This is a genomic window from Burkholderia sp. AU16482, from assembly GCF_002223285.1.
Taxonomy (GTDB): domain Bacteria; phylum Pseudomonadota; class Gammaproteobacteria; order Burkholderiales; family Burkholderiaceae; genus Burkholderia; species Burkholderia semiarida.
This window is the reverse complement of sequence record NZ_NKEY01000001.1, coordinates 151,140-169,741: the sequence shown is the minus strand read 5'-3', so window position 1 is coordinate 169,741 and position 18,602 is coordinate 151,140. Positions and strand designations below refer to the sequence as shown.

General features: G+C 68.7%; 12 protein-coding genes. 9 read left to right on the top strand and 3 right to left on the bottom strand.

The features are described from left to right. Positions 1-200 precede the first annotated feature (200 nt). The 3 genes from CFB35_RS00780 to CFB35_RS00770 all read left to right on the top strand — a co-directional run bounded on the left by CFB35_RS00780 (position 201) and on the right by CFB35_RS00770 (position 2,962). On the top strand, positions 201-1,019 hold the full coding sequence (locus CFB35_RS00780; protein ID WP_059580654.1) for a flagellin domain-containing protein: 819 nt from the start codon (positions 201-203) through the stop codon (positions 1,017-1,019). 194 nt (positions 1,020-1,213) lie between these two features. Next, on the top strand, positions 1,214-2,632 hold the full coding sequence (gene fliD, locus CFB35_RS00775) for a flagellar filament capping protein FliD (protein ID WP_089464457.1): 1,419 nt from the start codon (positions 1,214-1,216) through the stop codon (positions 2,630-2,632). A 33-nt stretch (positions 2,633-2,665) separates the two neighbouring features. Continuing rightward, positions 2,666-2,962, top strand: coding sequence for a flagellar protein FliT (locus CFB35_RS00770; protein ID WP_089464456.1), 297 nt, complete (start codon positions 2,666-2,668; stop codon positions 2,960-2,962). Positions 2,963-3,201: 239 nt separating this feature from the next. Here CFB35_RS00770 and CFB35_RS00765 read toward each other — a convergent pair whose 3' ends face one another. The 3 genes from CFB35_RS00765 to CFB35_RS00750 form a co-directional block, all read right to left on the bottom strand. After that, positions 3,202-5,688 (bottom strand): tetratricopeptide repeat protein, encoded by a 2,487-nt coding sequence (locus CFB35_RS00765; RefSeq protein WP_089464455.1) that lies wholly within the window; start codon positions 5,686-5,688, stop codon positions 3,202-3,204. After that, positions 5,685-7,883: a tetratricopeptide repeat protein gene (locus tag CFB35_RS00760; RefSeq protein ID WP_089464454.1), complete on the bottom strand. Its 2,199-nt coding sequence runs from the start codon at positions 7,881-7,883 to the stop codon at positions 5,685-5,687. The genes CFB35_RS00765 and CFB35_RS00760 overlap by 4 nt, the downstream gene beginning before the upstream one ends. Before the next feature lie 241 nt (positions 7,884-8,124). Continuing rightward, positions 8,125-9,912: a tetratricopeptide repeat protein gene (locus CFB35_RS00750; RefSeq protein ID WP_089464452.1), complete on the bottom strand. Its 1,788-nt coding sequence runs from the start codon at positions 9,910-9,912 to the stop codon at positions 8,125-8,127. Between the two features lie 405 nt (positions 9,913-10,317). Here CFB35_RS00750 and CFB35_RS00745 point away from each other — a divergent pair, with 405 nt between their 5' ends. The 6 genes from CFB35_RS00745 to CFB35_RS00720 are packed head-to-tail and all read left to right on the top strand — an operon-like array spanning position 10,318 to position 18,449. Continuing rightward, positions 10,318-11,103, top strand: coding sequence for a class I SAM-dependent methyltransferase (locus tag CFB35_RS00745; RefSeq protein WP_089464451.1), 786 nt, complete (start codon positions 10,318-10,320; stop codon positions 11,101-11,103). Continuing rightward, positions 11,100-12,485: an FAD-binding oxidoreductase gene (locus tag CFB35_RS00740; protein ID WP_089464450.1), complete on the top strand. Its 1,386-nt coding sequence runs from the start codon at positions 11,100-11,102 to the stop codon at positions 12,483-12,485. The genes CFB35_RS00745 and CFB35_RS00740 overlap by 4 nt, the downstream gene beginning before the upstream one ends. Beyond that, positions 12,482-13,204 carry a WbqC family protein gene (locus tag CFB35_RS00735; RefSeq protein ID WP_089464449.1) on the top strand — a complete coding sequence of 241 codons (723 nt, stop codon included), beginning with the start codon at positions 12,482-12,484 and terminating at the stop codon, positions 13,202-13,204. Before CFB35_RS00740 ends, CFB35_RS00735 begins: the two co-directional genes overlap by 4 nt. Positions 13,205-13,214: 10 nt before the next feature. Further along, the gene (locus CFB35_RS00730) at positions 13,215-13,862 is read left to right on the top strand and encodes a class I SAM-dependent methyltransferase (protein ID WP_059638422.1); all 648 of its coding nucleotides are present in this window, start codon (positions 13,215-13,217) and stop codon (positions 13,860-13,862) included. A 58-nt stretch (positions 13,863-13,920) separates the two neighbouring features. Further along, a complete protein-coding gene (gene rffA, locus CFB35_RS00725) occupies positions 13,921-15,078 on the top strand; it encodes a dTDP-4-amino-4,6-dideoxygalactose transaminase (protein ID WP_060008829.1) in 1,158 nt (385 codons plus the stop codon). Positions 15,079-15,080: 2 nt separating this feature from the next. Beyond that, complete coding sequence (locus CFB35_RS00720; RefSeq protein WP_089464448.1) at positions 15,081-18,449, top strand: glycosyltransferase; 3,369 nt, start codon at positions 15,081-15,083, stop codon at positions 18,447-18,449. Positions 18,450-18,602: the final 153 nt, after the last annotated feature.

Genomic DNA, 18,602 nt, shown 5'->3' with positions numbered 1-18,602 from the left:
GGAATCGCTGCGGGCCATGCCGGGCGAGGACGTCGCGGCGAACCGCCCCTTCGGTCCCGAATTTCCTTGCGCATCCCTCTAAAGTTTTCGCCGGGTGCCGCCGTCAACCAGGAAAGGCGGGCAGCGCCAGTCGCGATAAAGCGCAACGCCGAAATCAGAACCTGTCTGTATCCCAGGCATTTTCCAAAACGAGGAAGCAAATGCTGAACATCAACACCAACATCCTTTCGCTGACGACGCAGACGAATCTGTCGGGCTCGCAAAGCGCACTGTCGCAAGCAATCAACCGCCTGTCGTCGGGCAAGCGCATCAACACCGCTGCCGACGATGCAGCAGGCCTGGCGATCTCGACGTCGCAAACGGCGGCAATCAATGCGCTGACGCAAGGTGTTGCAAACGCGAACAACGGCATCTCGATGATCCAGACCGCCAACGGCGCGCTGCAATCGACGGTCGACAACCTGCAGCGTATCCGTACGCTGGCGCAACAAGCGGGCGACGGCTCGCTGGATTCGGGCGCTCGCGCGAACCTGCAAGCTGAAGTGTCGACGCGTCTCAGCGAAATCGACCGTGTCGCATCGCAAACGACGTTCAACAGCCAGACCATCCTGGGCGGCGCCGGCAGCGTCACGTTCCAGATCGGCGCAGCAGCGAACCAGGTCGTGACCGTCGACTTCGGCACGGCGAACTGGAACAGCACGGGCATGAGCGTGAACACCCTGAGCGTCGCCACCCAGTCGGGCGCGCAATCGGCGATCACGGCGATCGACGCGGCACTGAAGCAAGTCAACACGTTCCAGGCAACGCTCGGCGCAGCACAGAACACGTTCCAGGCTGCGATCTCGACGACGCAAACCCAGGCAACCAACATGACCGCGGCTCGCTCGCAGATCACCGACGCGGACTTCGCGACGGAAACGGCGAACCTGAGCAAGGCGCAAGTGCTGCAACAAGCCGGTATCTCGGTTCTGGCGCAAGCGAACTCGCTGCCGCAGCAAGTCCTGAAGCTCCTCGGCTAATCGAGCAGCACCCGCGGCGGGCCACGGGCCCGTCCGCCTCCGGGCACGGCGGCGTCGCCATCGGCACTCGATGCGACTCCGCCGCAACCGCCCTGATCAGAATTCTCCAGGGAGGCGCGCCTCCCTCTTTGCATTGAACCGCGGCGCCCCGCCGCATCGCGCACGTCGACTGCGCGGACGACCGGAGCAACGGCATGGCCACCACGACCCCCGTCAGCAGCACGGACATCAGCACCATCCTGGCGAATGCAGGTCAATCGATCATCAGCGGCGCGACCAATTCGTCGCTCGACGTCAACACGCTCGTCACGACACTGGTGAACGCGAAGACGGCCGGGCAATTGCAGACCCTGCAGACCCGGCAGACGAACGACAATACGCAGCTGTCCGCCATCGGCCAACTGAAGGGTGCGCTGTCCGCGCTGCAGACCGCGCTCACCGGCCTCTCGAACGGCACCACGCTCAGCAGCCTCGCCGCGACGGCGAGCGGCACGGGCATCACGACGTCGATCAAGAGCGGCAGCGGCGCGGTGGCCGGTTCGTATTCGGTGAATGTCACGCAGCTCGCGACCGCCAACAAGCTGTCGTCGGCCGGCGTGACGGCGGCGGACACGATCTCGGCCGGCTCGCTGAGCATCACGTTCGGCAGCAACCCCGCGTTCAACGTCAACGTGGCGGCCGGCGCGTCGCTGTCCGACATCGCGTCGTCGATCAACTCCGCGTCCGGCAATGCCGGCGTCACCGCATCGGTCATCACCGGTTCGGACGGCCAGCATCTCGTGATGCAGTCGAACCTCACCGGTGCGGCCAACACGATCTCGATCACGGGCACGGGCGTCAACTCGAAACTGACGTCGGGGTACACGACGGTCACGCCGGCCGCCGACGCGCAGCTGACGATCGACGGCACGCCGGTGTCGAGCGCGTCGAACAACGTGTCGGGCGCGCTGACGGGCGTCACGCTGGCGCTGTCGCAGGCCGCTGTCGGCACGACGCAAACCATCACGCTGTCGCAGGACACGGCCGCGGCGACGACCGCGATCAACAATTTCGCGACCGCGTATACCAACTTCGTGACTACCGCGAAATCGCTGTCGAGCTACGACCCGACGGCGAAGACCGCCGGCCCGCTGCTCGGCGACGCGATGTTGAACACGATCAGGAACACGCTCGCGACGACGCTCAGCAGCGGCGTCACGACGGGCGGCACGACCTATGCGCTCGGCAGCATCGGCATCAACGTGGACTCGACCGGCGCGATGTCGGTCGACACCGCCGCGCTGACCACCGCGCTCAAGTCGAACGGCTCCGCGGTGGCGGCGATCTTCAACCAGACGAATGGCGTCGCCCAGGCGCTCAATGCGAACATCAACTCGTACACGCAGACGTCCGGCCTGATCGATCAGCGCACCAACGCGATCAACGCCGACCTGAAGAGCGTGCAGGCCCAGGCGACGCAGCTGCAGAGCTACTCGGACCAGTTGACCACGCAATACAATGCGCAGTTCACCGCGCTGAACACGCTGATGGCGACGATGGCGAACAACACCCGTTACCTGACCCAGCTGTTCGGCGGCCAGAACAGCGCCGGCGCGCTGGCCAACAACAAGTAAGCCTTGGCCGCACCGCCCTTTCGGAGCCGAACCATGACGAACGACACCCTGTCCCGCGCCTTCGACCTGACCCGTGCCATGCAGTCGGCGGCCGACGCACGCGACTGGGTGCGCGTCGCGGCCCTCGCCGACGAACGCTCGCCGCTGCTGATGAACCTGTCCGGCGAGCAGACGCCAGACGCGCTGGACCGCGTGCGGCAGATCATGGCCATCGACGCGTCGATCACGGAGCATGCGCAGACCGACCGTGACCGCCTGGCCGCGGAATTTGCGCAGTCCCAGGCGCGGATCAAGGCCGCGAGCCAGTACCAGAAAGCCGGCATGCTGTGACCGGCCGGGCGTCTCGCCCGCCGCGCATTTCGAATTAAAAGACGCCGCCAGTCGAGCGGTCCGTCGTCGCCGTACCGTCGAGCCGCTTCAATGCGGCTTTTTTTTCGCCTGCAGGCGGGCGCGCGAGCCGGATCGCGCCGGCCACGCCCGCGTCGCCCGCCCGACGGCCGCCTCGATCATCCCGGGCGGGCGGCCCGACGATGCGCGCGCGGCTTCCCGCCGCGGCGCGATCCCGCTCGTCACGCGTCCCGGGGCGCCGTGTCGCCGCTGGCGTAGCGGGCCCACATGCCGTGCAGCGCGTCCTCGAGGTTGCGTGCGAAGCGCGACGCGTCGCACAGCGGCGACGCCAGCGCGCGCTCGCGCAGCGTTGCACGCAGCGTCGCCAGCCCGTCGCGGTCGCGCGCGAACGCGACGGCCTTCTCGAGGTACGCCGCCTCGTCTTCCGCGATCCATTCGCCCATGCCCGCCGCGTGCAGCAGGCTCTCGCAAATGTGCGTGACGAACCGGCTGCCCTTCATCCCGAGCACCGGCACGCCCATCCACAGCGCTTCGGCGGTGGTCGTGCCGCCCGGGTACGGGAACGGGCTCAGCGCGATGTCGATGCGGTTGTATGCGGCGAAGTATTCCGCACGCGGCGAGCCGCCTTCGAGGATCAGCCGGTCCGCGCCGATGCCGTGCCGCGCGAAGCGGTCGAGCGTCGCCTGGTTCACGTCGCCGGCGCCGAGCTCATGCGCCTTCAGCAGCAGCCGCGCGTCCGGCAGCGCGTGCAGGATGCGCGACCACAGCGCGACGACCGCGTCGCTGATCTTGATCAGCTTGCCGAAGCAGCCGAACGTGACGCCGCCATGAGCCGCCATCGGCAGCGGGCCGACCGCGACATCGTACGGCGGCGGCGTGAAGCACAGGTAGCTGTCCGGCAGTCGCCACGGCCGTTCGGTGAAGTGATGCGCCTCGTCGGCCGGCAGCGTATACGCATCGCCGATGAAATAGTCGATCGCGCGGCAGCCGGTCGTTGCGAAGAAACCCAGCCAGCTCGCCTGCACCGGCGCGGGCTTGTGCCCGAAGATCGGCAGGCCGCTCCAGTTGGTATGGCCCGCCATGTCGATCAGGATGTCGATGCCGTCGTCGCGAATCAGTTGCGCGGCCTCCTCGCGGCCCAGACTGACCACCTTCTTCCAGCTCGCGAAGTTCGGCCTGAGCCGCGCCGTCACATCGTCCTCGCCGACGAACGTCACATAGGCATGCGGCTCGATGCGCGACCGGTCGATCCGCGCGAGCACGCTTTCAAGGAAGATGCCGACCGGGTGCTGCCGCAGGTCGCCCGACACGAAGCCGACGCGCAGCGGGCGCCCCTGCGCCTGCGCGACGCGCTGCGCGCGGTCGTGCTCGAACGGACGCGCGTCGCGCTCGAGATGCTCGCCGTAGCGGCGCGCTTCGGCGACCCACTCCTGCGGCTCGAACGCGGGCGAACTCGACATGTTGAACAGCATCCGCGAGTACGCGCGATGCACGTCGTGCCGGATCGCCGAGCGGAACGCATCCAGCGCGCCGGCGAGATCCCCTTTCGCCCACAGGATGTCGCCGAGCGTCATCTGGACCTTCAGCGGATCGATGCCGAGCTTCCGCGCGATCTCGGTATGCTTCATCGCCTCGTCGAGCTTCTCGAGCCGAAACAGCGCGGCGGCGAGGTTGTGATGCGCGTCGGCATCGTCCGGGTTCAGGTCGATCGCATGCCGGTGGCTCAACTCCGCGGCGGCCAGCAAGTTGAGGTTGTGATACGCGAAGCCAAGGAAGTTGTATGCGTCGGCCAGTTCGGGATCAAGCTCGATCGCGTGCCGGCACACCTGCACCGCCTGCCCGTATTCGCCCTGCTGGTTGCGCAAATCGCCGAGCCATGCCCATGCCCGTGCATGCGCGGGGTCGATCGCGATCGCCTGCTCGAGCAGTTCGAGCGCCTTGTCGAAATCGCCGATGCGCTGCAGCAGCCTTGCCAGTACGCAGTGCGCGTCCGCGTCGCCCGGATCGAGTCCCTCGCGCGCATGGTCGACCGCCCCCCGCAGATCGCCTGCCGCGCGCAGCGTCGCGCTCAACCCCTGGTGCGCGACGCGCAGGCCCGGTTGCAGTGCGATGGCGCGACGATAGGCATCCGCGGCCTCGTCGAATTTCTCCTGCGCATGCAGCGCGTTGCCGAGATTGCAGTACGCCTCCGCGTATTGCGGCTGGTGCGCGACCGCCTTGGCGTAGCTCGCCGCCGCCGCGTCGTGCTCGCCCAGATCCTGCAGCGCGTTGCCGAGGTTGTTGTACGCCTGCGCATAGCCGGGGCGCAACTCGATCGCGCGCGCGCAGCTCTGCATCGCGGCCGTCGGTTCGCGTGCGTCGCGCAACGCGTTGCCGAGGTTGTTGTGCGCTTCCGGATAGTCCGGCCGCAGCGCCACCGCGCGCCGATAGTGCGCGATGGCGTCGTCGAGCCGCCCGCTTTCGCGCAGCATGTTGCCCAGGTTGTTGAAGTACGACGCGTCCGGCCGCTCGACGAGCGATTGCTCCATCAGCGCGAGCCCTGCGTCGTACTGCTTCAACTGGCACGCCAGCAGCCCGAGGAAATGCAGCGCATCCGGCTGGCCCGGCCGCGCGGTGAGGATCGCGTCGTACAGCGTCTTCGCTTCCGCGAGACGCCCCGCCTGATGATGCGCCAGCGCGGACTGCAGCGTGTCGTGGATATCGTTCATGCTTCCTGCTCCGAGTTCGTATAGCGTTGCCACATGGCGACGAACGCCGCTTCGAGATGCGCGGCGAACCGGCGCGCGTCGCACAACGGCGATGCGAGCAACTGCGCGCGCAGCCCGGCGCGCAGCGCCGCGAGGCGCTCGCGATCGCGCATCGCCGCGATCGCCTTCGCGACATAGGCGTCCTCGCCGTCAGCGACCCATTCGCCCATGCCCGCCGCGTGCAGCACGCTTTCGCAAATGTGCGTGACGAACCGGCTGCCCTTCATCCCGAGCACCGGCACGCCCATCCACAGCGCTTCGGCCGTGGTCGTGCCGCCCGGATACGGGAACGGGCTCAGCGCGACGTCGATGCGGTTGTATGCGCCGAAGTATTCCGCGCGCGGCGAACCGCCCTCGAGGATCAGCCGGTCCGCGTCGATGCCATGCCGCGCGAAGCGCGCGACGGTCGCATCGCGCACGCCCTCGCGGCCGAGCTCGTGCGCCTTGAGCAGCAGCCGCGCGTCCGGCAGCGTGTGCAGGATGCGCGACCACGCGCGCACGACGTCGTCGCCGATCTTCACGAGCTGGCCGAAGCAGCCGAACGTCGGATGGCCGCTCGCCGCCATCGGCAGCGGGCCGACCTCGACGTCGCAGGCCGGCGGCGTGAAGCACAGGAAGCTGTCCGGCAGCCGCCACGGCTTCTCGACGAAGTGATGCGCTTCGGCATCCGGCAGCGTGTAGCGGTCGCCGATGAAGTAGTCGATCGCGTCGCAGCCGGTCGACGCGAAGAAGCCGAGCCAGCTCGCCTGCACCGGCGCGGGTTTCCAGCCGAACACGGGAAGCCCGCTCGACTGCGTATGGCCCGCGAGGTCGACGAGGACGTCGATTTCGTCGTCGTGAATCATCCGCGCGGCCGCCTCCGGACCCAGCGCGGCGATCGAGCGCCAGCCGTTCGCGTGCGGCTTCAGTTTCGCGGTGATCGCGTCCTCGTCGTCCGTGGTCACGTACACGCGCAGGTCGATGCGCGTGCGCTCGAGGTGCGCAAGCACGCTTTCCAGGAAGATGCCGACCGGGTGCAGGCGCAGGTCGCCGGACACGAAGCCGACGCGCAGCGGCCGCCCTTGCGCGCGCGCGGCCCGCTCGCGCGGATCGTGCACATGGCGCGTCGAACGCGCGGCCACGTGCCGGCCGTAGCGCCGCGCGTCGGCCAGATAGTCGGCGGGGTTCACGCAAGCGGATGCCGCCGCGCTGAACAGCAGCCGGTTCAGCACGGTCGCCGCGACGTCGTCGGCGTCGTCGCGCACCAGCGCAAGCGCATCGCGATACGCGTGGACCGCGGCATCGACGTTGCCCTGCGCGCGCAGGATGTCGCCGAGATTGACGTGCATCAACACGGCCGGCGGGCCGGCCTGCAACGCCTGCCGGCAATACACGAGCGCCTCGTCGAGCCGCTGCAGCTTCAGCAGCACGACGGACAGGTTGTGGCACGCGCCGGCGTCCGCCGGATTCAGCGCGACCGCCGTGCGATGGCACGCTTGCGCGTCGTCGAGCCGGTTCAGTCCGTGGTACGCGTTGCCCGCGTGGTTGTGTGCGTCGCCGAGGTTTGGCGCGAGCCGGATCGCGTCCAGCGCATGCGCGAGCGCCTCCGCGCAGCGCAATTGCTTGTGACGCACGGCGCTCAGGTTCGCGTGGGCCATCGCCATCGACGCGTCCAGCTCGATCGCGCGGCCGTAATGCGTGGCGGCGCCGTCGAGGTCGCCCAGATCCTGCAGCGCGTTGCCGAGGTTGTTGTACGCCTGCGCATAGCCGGGGCGCAGCTCGATCGCGCGCGCGCAGCTCTGCATCGCGGCCGTCGGTTCGCGTGCGTCGCGCAACGCGTTGCCGAGGTTGTTGTGCGCTTCCGGATAGTCCGGCCGCAGCGCCACCGCGCGCCGATAGTGCGCGATGGCGTCGTCGAGCCGCCCGCTTTCGCGCAGCATGTTGCCCAGATTGTTGAAGTACGACGCGTCCGGCCGCTCGACGAGCGATTGCTCCATCAGTGCGAGCCCCGCGTCGTACTGCTTCAACTGGCACGCCAGCAGCCCGAGGAAATGCAGCGCGTCCGGCTGGCCCGGCTGCGCGGTGAGGATCGCGTCGTACAGCGTCTTCGCTTCCGCGAGACGCCCCGCCTGATGATGCGTGAGCGCCGCCTGCAATGCCTGTCCTGTTCCGTCCATCTCGTCTGCTCTGCTCAATAGGGATGCGGTGCGCGTCCGAAGTCGATCAGCCTGCCGCCGTGCCCGATCGTCACCGCCGGCGCCGCCCTCCCGTCGCGCGCCATCCCGACGACGGCGCCGCGCACGCGCCGCCGGTCGGAACGCCGATCACGCCGGCCGGCGCGGCGTTCAGCGCGACGGGCGCCATGTTCCGCTTGCCGCCGGCGTGGAAATGACCCCGCACGTCACGTCGTGCGCGGCCTCACACGGATGCGCCCGCCGCGGCTTCGACGTGCTGCGCCCACATGCCGTGCAGTGCGTCCTCGAAGTGGCGCGCGAAGCGGGGCGCGTCGCACAGCGGCGACGCGAGCACCTGCGCGCGCAGCGTCGTGCGCAGCGCCGCCAGCCCGGCGGGCTGGCCGACCTGCACGACGGCCTTCGCGACATACGCGTCGTCGTCGTCCGCGATCCACTCAGGCAGCCGCGCCGAATGCAGCAGGCTCTCGGCGATGTGCGACAGGAAGCGCTCGCCGCGCCGGCAAAGAACGGGCACGCCCATCCACAGCGCTTCGGCGGTCGTCGTGCCGCCCGGATACGGGAACGGGCTCAGCATCAGGTCGACGCGCCGGTAGGCGGCCAGGTATTCGGCGCGCGGCGAGCGGCCTTCGAGGATCAGGCGCCGCGCATCGATGCCGTGCGCCGCGAAGCGCGCGGCAAGCGCCTGCTGCTCGCGCGGATCGTCGAGATGCTCCGCCTTCACGAACAGCTTCGCGCCCGCGACCAATTGCAGCACGCGCGACCAGACCGCGACGACGTGAGCGGTGATCTTCGCGAGCTTGCCGAAATAGCCGAAGGTCGGATGGCCGTTCGCGAGCATCGGCAGCGCGCCGACGTCGACAGGCTCGGCCGGCGGCGTGAAGCACAGATAGCTGTCCGGCAGATGCCACGGCCGCTCGGTGAAATGCGCGGCCTCGGCGGGCGGCAGCACGTGACGGTCGCCGATCACGTAGTCGATCGCGCGCACGCCGGTGCTCGCGAAATAACCGGGCCAGCTCGCCTGCAGCGGCGCCGGCTTCCACGCGAACAGCGGCAGGCGGTTGTAGACCGTGTGGCCCGCCGCGTCGAGCAGCACGTCGATGCGGTCCGCACGGATGCGCGCGGCCGCCGCTTCGTCGCTCAGGCCGGCAATGCAGGTCCACGTCGCGAAGGCCGGCTTGATGCGGGCGGTCACGTCGTCCTCGACGTCGCGCGTCGGGTACGCATGCATCTCGATCCGGTTCGCGTCGAGATGCTCGAGCATGCTCTCGATGAAATAGCCGACCGGATGCGCCTTCAGGTCGCCAGACACGATGCCGACCTTGAGCGGCCGCCCGGCGCGCGGGGTCAGGTCGACGAGCCAGTCCGTCCACGGCGTCGCGCAGCGCGTGACGACTTCGTCGTAGCGCGCGGCCTCGGCGAGATAGGCGTCGTGGTCGAACGCTTCGCTGCAGTGGCTCGCGAACAGCAGGTTGCTGCGCGGCTCCGGCAGCTCGGGGCGCAGCGCCACCGCGTGCCGGTAAGCCTCGAGCGCGGCCGGAATCTCGTTCACGTCGAACAGCGCATTCGCAAGGTTGTTGTAGGCCTGGCCGTTGTCCGGCTTCAGCGAGATCGCGTGGCAGAACGCATCGACGGCCGCGCGGGCGTCGCCGGCGAGCCGCAGCGCGTTGCCGAGGTTGTTGTACGCATCGACGTAGTCGGGCCGCAGCTCGATTGCGAGACGGAAGCACTCGGCGGCGGCGGCGTGACGATTGTCCGCCTGCATGACGTTGCCGAGGTTGTAGTAGTACATCGCGTCCGGCCTGATCTCGATCGCCGCCATGATCAGGTCGGATGCCTCCTGATAGCGCCCGTACCGATGGCCGATCAGGCCGAGCAGGTGAAGCGCGTCCGCGTGCCGGGGATCGGTGTCGAGGATCTGCCGGTACAGCGTCTCGGCCTCTTCCAGCCGGTCGGCCTGATGGTGTGCCAGCGCCTGTTCGATCGTGGCGGCGGCGGGGGAGGTGGGCATCATGAGCTATGTCGTCCTGGTAGCCAATACGGATTCGAATCGCGGCCGGCTCCGCTGCGTCGGCGCACGCCTTCGCCCGCGGACGCACGCACCGACGGTCTCCGACGTGTCCGAATTCTCCTCGCGCACGCCGCGTTCCAATCTGGCGAGCAAGTGCTGGAATTGGTCGCTATTCCCGCTACTGCGAGCCGCACCGGCGGGTGCCCCGAATTCGCGCCGGACACCCGCGAATCCATCGAAATGCGGGGTGAAACCACCCGCTAATCCGACATTCGATCCTGGCGGCGCTCGCTAGACTTGATCGCAGAAAGATGTCCGACCTGCGACGCTCGGACGGCTGCGCATTCCGATGCCGCCGCGCCGACGCGCGCTCGTCCGGTCACACCCTTTGTGCCTGGAGCCCTGTGTATGCACGAATCAGCGATCATCACCAACGCAGATGGCGATCAGCTCGCGGCGCGCCGCGAACTGTTCGACCTGATGCAGACCTACCCCGCGACGCGCGAGGAACTGGAACGGTCGCTCGGCCTGTTCGTGCGCGGCTCGCTCCTCGCACGCATTCTCGCGACCTTCGAGATCTATCAAAAAATCGTGCCGCTGCCGGGCGCGATCCTCGATCTCGGCACGTGGCGCGGACAGACCGCCGTGCTGTGCGAGAACTTCCGCGCGATTCTCGAACCGCTGAACTTCCAGCGCCGCATCCACGCATTCGATACGTTCACGGGCTACACGGGCTTCGCCGAGCACGACACGCGCGACCGCAAGCTGTTCTCCGACGGCACGTACTCGCTGTCCGGCGAGTACGCGGACCTGCTGCGCAAGCTGCTGAACCTGCACGAGCGCAGCAACGCGATGGGGCACGTGCATGACAAGCACCACGTGTGGGAAGGCGATTGCCGCGACACGCTGGCGGCGTTCGACGAAGCGCATCCCGGCGAGATGGTCGCGCTCGCGTGGTTCGACCTGAACGTGATCGAGCCGACCCGGCACGCGTTCGACGCGGTGATGAAGCGGCTGGTGCCCGGCGGCGTCGTCGCGTTCTGGCAGCTCACCCGCGGGGGCCAGCTGCCCGCGGAAGGTATCCATTACCTGCGCGACCTGCTCGGCAACCGTCCGCACCAGATCCACAAGGCGGCGGCCTATCCGTCGCTCTGCTACCTGTCGTTCCCCGAAGGCGGGGGCGCACGCAAATGAAGATCGCGATCCTCGGCAACGGCATTCTTGGCCTGATGACGGCCCGCGCATGGCAGCAGGCCGACCCGGGCGTCGAGCTCGTGATCGTCGGCCACGCGCATCGGCCCGGCTCGGCCACGCGCGCCGCGGCGGCGATGCTCAATTCGTTCACCGAACTGGAAGGCGATTCGCTCGGCACGCCGATCGACCGCTTCAAGTTCGAGCTGAGCCGCGGTGCGACGGCGGCCTGGCCCGCCGTATTCGCCGAAATCTGCACGCCGGAGCGCGCGATCGCGTACGGCTTCGGCACTTTCGTGCTGAACAACGCGGCGACCGACGCACTCGACGACGAGAACTTCGCGGCCATGCAGCGGTTCTGCCGCGAATTCGAGGAGCCCTGCGAGGCGGTCGATCCGTCAGGCATCCCGAACTATCATCCGGACCCGCGCTATCGCGCGCTGAAGGCAGTCTTCCTGAAGCGCGAGGGCTGGGTCAATCCGAAACAGTTTCTCGACGCGCTGACCGAGTCGGTCGCACGAGCCGGCAACGTGCGCTTCATCGACGCCGAGGTCGAGCGGCTCGAGACCGCGGCCGGACGCGTCACCGGGGCGCGCCTGTCCGATGGCGGCGTGCTCGGCGCGGACCGCTTCATCCTCTGCAACGGCGCCAACGTGACGCGCGTGCTGCAGGCGAGCCTGCCCGAGTTGCCGGTGCAGCGGATGTTCTATGGCATCGGCATGTCGATCGAACTGCAGAGCGCGGAGAACGTGCACACGCACTGCGTGCGCACGACCAACCGCGGCCTCGCGTGCGGCGTGTATTCGGCGCCGTACGGGCCTGACCGGACCCTCGTCGGCGCCAGCAACTACATCAGCCCGGTGCCGCACGAGCACGGCCACGCCGGCAGCGCGTACACGCTGCTCAAGTCCGCGATGGACCAGATCAACACCCGCTTCTCGCGCGCGAACCTGGTCAACGTCAACGTCGGCTGGCGGCCGACGACGTCCGACCTGTATCCGCTGTTCGGCGAAACCAGCGTGCGCGACCTGTGGATTCTCGGCGGCACCAAGCGCGACGGCTTCCACCTGTCGCCGGTACTGTGCCGCGATCTCGTCGCGGCGATACGCGGCGAGCCGATCGATCCGCGCTACGCGGAACTGGCGCCCGAACGGCCGCTGATCCGCAACATGACGCGCGAGGCCGCGATCGCGAAGACGGTGCGCCATCAGATCAATGCCGCGTACCAGCACGACTTCGTGCCGGCGCGCAACCGCATGGTCGACCAGCTCCGGAACGCGATGCGCGCGGACCTGGAGGCGCTGCACGACAAGCTGGGCGCAACGGACTGGGGCATTCCGCCCGAGCTCGTCGACATGTACCGGTACGGCCACATTCCGGCATGAGCGGTGCGACCATGAACCGCGACGCGAAGCGGGTGGCGATCGTCCAGTCCAACTACATTCCGTGGAAGGGCTACTTCGACCTGATCGCCGCCAGCGACGAGTTCATCCTCTACGACGACGCGCAGTACACGCGCCGCGACTGGCGCAACCGCAACCAGATCAAGACGCCGCAGGGCGTGCAATGGCTGAGCGTGCCGGTGAAGGTGAAGGGCAAGTATCACCAGTCGATCCGCGAAACCGAGATCGACGGCGCCGACTGGGCGCCGCTGCACTGGAAGGCCCTGCAGCAGAACTACGCGCGCGCGCCGCACTTCGCGCGCTACGCGGACGAGCTCGAGGCACTCTACACCGGCCGCACCTACGGGATGCTGAGCGAGCTGAATGTCGCGATGCTGACGTGGGTCCTCCGGCAACTGGAGATCGGCACGCGCGTGTCGTCGACGTCGGACTATGCGCTGCACGGCGACCGCACCGAGAAGCTGCTGAACCTGTGCGTGCAGGCGGGCGCGACCGAGTACCTGTCCGGCCCGGCCGCGCGCAGCTACCTCGACGAGAACCTGTTCGCCGATGCCGGCATCGCGGTGCGCTGGTTCGACTATCCGGCCTATCCCGAGTATCCGCAGCAGTGGGGCGATTTCGTCCACGGCGTGACGGTGCTCGACGTGCTGTTCAACTGCGGTCCCGAAGCGCGCCGGTACGCGCTGACCTCGAAAGATTGAGGTGATGTCCATGAGCGAATCCCGGCATGCGAGCCTGCTGGAAGAAGTGGCCGCGTACTACAGCGCGCGGCTGGCGGAGCACGGCGCGACCGCGCGTGGGGTCGACTGGAACGGCGAATCCGGCCAGTTCCTGCGCTTCGAACAACTGACCAGAATCCTGCCCGCGTCCGGCGGACACTCGGTGAACGATATCGGCTGCGGCTACGGCGCGCTGGTCGATTTCCTGAAGGCGCGCGCGCTGCCGGACGGCTTCGCGTATGCGGGCTACGACATCTCGTCCGACATGGTCGACGCCGCGCGGCAGCGCTACCGCGACGACGCGAACGTCACGTTTCATGTCGGCGCGCAGCCGCAGGCCCCGTCGGACTACGGGATCGCATCCGGCATCTTCAACGTCAGGCGCGGTCACGGCGACGACGCGTGGCTCGACTACATCCACGCGACGCTCGACACGCTGCACGCGACGAGCCGGCTGGGCTTCGCGTTCAACTGCCTGACGTCGTATTCCGATCCGCCGTTCATGCGCCCGGACCTCCTGTACTACGCGGACCCGTGCGCGCTGTTCGATCGCTGCAAGCGCCGCTATTCGCGCCACGTCGCGCTGCTGCACGACTACGGCCTGTACGAATTCACGATTCTCGTCCGCAAGGACATCTGAGCGGTGCCGCGCGCAAGCTGCGCGGCCGAACGTCCCACCCTTACCGCGGAGCCTGACCATGTTCGGCCCACCCAATCTCGACAGCATTCCGTTCGGCCGCCCGTTCGTGGTCGGCAAGGAGCTCTACTACATCGCGAAAGCGGTCGAGCAGGGCGGCCTCGCCGGCGACCAGGCGTTCACGAAGCTCTGCCACCGCTGGCTGGAAGCGCGCATCGGCTGCCAGCGCGCGCTGCTCACGCACTCGTGCACGGCCGCGCTCGAGATGGCCGCGATCCTCGCCGACGTGCAGCCCGGCGACGAAGTGATCATGCCGTCCTACACGTTCGTGTCGACCGCCAACGCGTTCGTGCTGCGCGGCGCGACGCCGGTGTTCGTCGACATTCGCCGCGACACGCTGAACCTTGACGAGACGCAGATCGCCGCCGCGATCACCAAGCGCACGCGCGCGATCGTGCCGGTGCACTACGCGGGCGTCGCATGCGACATGGACGTGATCGGGCAGCTCGCGGCGGACCATGACCTGTGGGTGATCGAGGACGCCGCCCAGGCGCTGCAGTCCACGTGGAACGGCAAGCCGCTCGGCGGCCTCGGCCACCTCGCGTGCCTCAGCTTCCACGAGACCAAGAACGTGATCTCCGGCGAAGGCGGCGCGCTGCTGGTCAACGACCCGCGCCTCGTCGAGCGCGCGGAGATCATCCGCGAGAAGGGCACCAACCGCAGTCAGTTCTTCCGCGGGCAGGTGGACAAGTACACCTGGGTCGACGTCGGCTCGTCGTTCCTGCCGGGCGAGCTGATCGCGGCGTTCCTGTACGCGCAGTTCGAGCACGCGGACGTGATCACCGCGCAGCGGCGCGCGACCGTGCAGCGCTACCAGGACGCGCTGCAGCCGCTGCACGCGGACGGGCTGATCGAGCTGCCCGCGATTTCGCTCGCCGAGCGCGGCAACGGCCACATGTTCTATTTCCTCGCACGCGACCTCGCCGAACGCACCGCGCTGCTGCAGCAGATCCGCGCGGTGGGTGTGAACGCGGTGTTCCACTACGTGCCGCTGCACAGTTCGCCGGCCGGCCAGCGCTACGGGCGCTGCGGGTCCGGCATGGCGGTGACGGACCTCGTCGCCGACCGGCTCGTCCGGCTGCCGCTGTACCACGACATGACCGAAGCCGAACAGGATCGCATCCTCGACGTGGTCTTCGATTTCTACCGCACCCGATAACGATGACGATTCCCCAATCTGGCCTGGCGCACGGCGGTTCGCGCATCTTTACGCGACTCGACCACCCGTACTACATACTCGCGCCGAATTTCCGGCAAACCTCCGGCGGGATCCGCGCGATGCACTACCTGTGCCACGTGCTGAACCTGCTCGGCCACGAAGCGTACGTCTGCACGCCGGTCGTGCATCCCGACCTGCGCACGCCGCCGCTGACCAACGACATCGTGCAGGCGCACGCCCGCGCGAATCGCAGCCCGATCGTCGTCTACCCGGACGTCGTCACCGGCAATCCGTTCAACGCGCGCTGCGTCGTGCGCTACCTGCTGGCCGAGCCCGGCCGCATCAACGGCGAACCGATCGCCCTGCAGCCGGACGACCTCATCTTCACGTTCGGGCCGTCGCTGGTGCCCGAAGAATGGAACGCGGACCTGCTGCGCATGCCGCTGGTCGACACGCGCATCTTCAACAGCGACGGTGTCGACGACGCCCGCCGCAACGGCACGGCCGTCTTCATCAATCGCCACCTGCGGCGCGGCGGCACGCTGCATCCGGTCACCGCCGAGTCGATCGAAATCTCGACCCGCGTGCCGGAACGTTCGGCGCACGAACTCGCGGCGCTGTTCCGGCAGGTCGAGTGCTTGTACACGTACGAATGGTCCACCGCCGTGTTCGAGGCGCTGCTGTGCGGCTGCCCGGTCGTGTGCATCATGAATGACGCATCGCTGTCGGAGCCGACCCGGTGGGTGATGGACGGCAAGGGTATCGCGTGGGGCCTCGACGAACACGAGATCGCCCACGCGAAGGCCACCGTTCACGAAGCGCGCAGCGTCTACCTGAAGGAAGAGGAGACGTTCTGGCAGCAGTTGCAGAACTTCGTCGAGCGAACCCAGGCCCACGCGGACAAGCTCGATGCGCAAGCCGTCGCGCCGGGCGCCGCCGCCCGGGAACAGGCCGCGTCCGCGCCGCGCTCGTGCATCGCGGTCGTCACCGCGGAACCGGCCGACCACGCGCGCGCCAGCCTGCGCTTCGCGCAGCCGTTCGCGCGGCTGGACCGCGAATGGGCACTGACGTTCCCTGTCACGCCAGCCGGCATCGATCCCGACGCGCTGCAGCGCGCGGACCTGATCGTGCTGCAGGGCGACACGCCGGGCCTGCTGTCCGCCGCCACGCTGGAACACCTGTTCTCGCTCGGCAAGCCGGTCGTCCTCGAGATCGACGCGCCGCTCGACACGCTGCTCGCCGACATCCCCGGCGCGGCCGACAACGCGCGCCGCAAGGCGGGCATCCGCAGCGCCGTGCAGCGCGCGCATGCGCTCGTCGTGCCGTCGGAAACGCTGGTGCGGGAATACCGTCACGTCAACGCATCGGTCCACGTGCTGCCGACCGGCGTCGATCTCGAGCGTCTGCACCGCGCGGCGCCCGGCGCGCGTGACCACGTGAACCTCGCGGTTTCCGGCACCGGTCTCGACGGCGAGCGTCTCGAGCAGGTCCGCCTGGCGCTGGCCGAGCTCCGCCGCCGATTTCCGGGGAAGCTCCGGGTGTCGTTCGTCGGCGCGGCGCTGCCGGCCGGCTGGGACGGTGAACCGGACGTCACGCTGATCGTGGAGCCTGCCCCTTACGACAGCTACGCCGACGCGCTGAAGCGCGCGGACCTCGACATCGCGCTGGTCGCGGCGCCGGTCACGTTGCGCGACGATGCGCCGCCGCGCGCATGGCTCGAATGTTCGGCGGCCGGCGCGGCCACGGTGCTCGTCGCCACGCCGGCCGAAGGCTGCCCGGTTGTCCACGGCCGCACAGGCTGGCTCGTCGCCGACACCGCCGACGCGTGGGTCGACGCGATCGCGCACCTGATCGAGCATCCGCACACCCGCTCGCAACTCGCCGCGGCCGCGCAGGATGCAATCCGCGCGCAGCACGACATCGGCCGCAACGCCGCGCGCCACGGTGCGCTGTACGCGCGGCTGCTGGCGGAGAACCGCACGCTGGCGCCCGTCGCCGCGACCGCGGACGCCGCACCGCGCCGCAAGCGCCTGATCGTGTATTCGATCGATCCGGACGCATGCGCGTCGTCGCGAATTCGCCTCACGCTGCCGTTCGGTCTGCTGAGCGACGAATGGGAACTCGTCCCGGGCATCCGGGACGGCCAGATCGACAGCAGCGTGCTGGCCACGGCCGACGCCGTCCTGCTGCATCGGCTGACGCCCGGCCTGCTGACGGGCAACGACCTGTACACGATCTTCAAGCATGAAAAGCCGGTGATCTACGAGACCGACGACCTGCTGACCGACCTGCCGCCCGCGCATCCGCTCGCCGCGCAAGGCGGGATGGCCCGCGCGGGGATCGAGCTCATGCTGCGCAACGCAGACGCCGTGATCGTATCCACGCCGTTCATCGCCAGCCGCTACCGGCTGTCGCACCCGCGCGTTCACGTGCTGCCCGACAGCGTGGACTTCGACCGGTTCTACCGCCCCGTGACGGCGCGCGACGACGACTGCGTGACGATCGGCGTCGCCGGTGCGTCGCTGCGCGCCGACAACTTCGCACTCGTCGACGCGGCGCTGCACGCGATCTGCGCACGCCATCCCGGCAAGGTCAAGGTGAGTTTCGTCGGCGCGGACGTCCCGCCGGGCTGGGCCGGCCACCCGGCCGCCGGGTGCGAGCCCGAGCTTCACGACTACGACGCGCACGCACGACGCCTGCCGGAACGGCGCTGGGACATCGCGCTGCTGCCGCTCGCCGACCATGACTACAACGCCTGCACGAGCACGATCCAGTGGCAGGAATACGCGGCGGCCGGCATCGCGTCGATCGTCAGCGACCGGCCAGCCTATCGCTTCGCGCTGCACGACGGCTGCGACGGCCTGCTGGTCCCGGATACGCCGCAGGCCTGGGTCAACGCGCTCGACCGGCTGATCGCGAACCCGGCGCTGCGCCGCGGGCTCGCGCGCACGGCGCAGGCGAAGGTCCGCAAGCATCACGCGCTGCAGCAGGCGCTGCCGCGCTATCGTCATGTGTATCAGCAGTGCATCGACAAAGGCGCGGTCGGCCACCCGCCCGGCCGGCCGGATGCGCCGATCGCCGGCGCGCTGATCCTGGACGCCGAAGGCGACCTCGACAAGGTCCGGCTGAGCCTGCAGGAAATCGCGAGGCGGCCGGAACAGGATCTGCTGGCGGTCGTGCTGACGACGTCGCAGGCGCCGCTTCCCGAATGGACCGACAAGGTGCGCTATCTGCACGCGCCCGCGCACGAGTACACGGCCACCGTCGAGCATCTCTGCGCACTGCCGGCGTTCGACTGGACGCTGATCCTCGAGGCGGGGGACGGGCGCGCTGCGCAGGCACGAACGCCTGCGGATGCCGAGATCGCGTAGTTCGGCGCGCGCCGTGCCGCTTGTCTGACGCTGGCGGCACGGCGCGCTATCCCGGCAGTGCGCCCGGTGCTCAGTTAAACCCAGGCCAAGGTCAAGGCCATCCGAAGCGTCAGATGACGGAGAGGCCCGCGCAGCTCGCGCCTGACCGAGTTC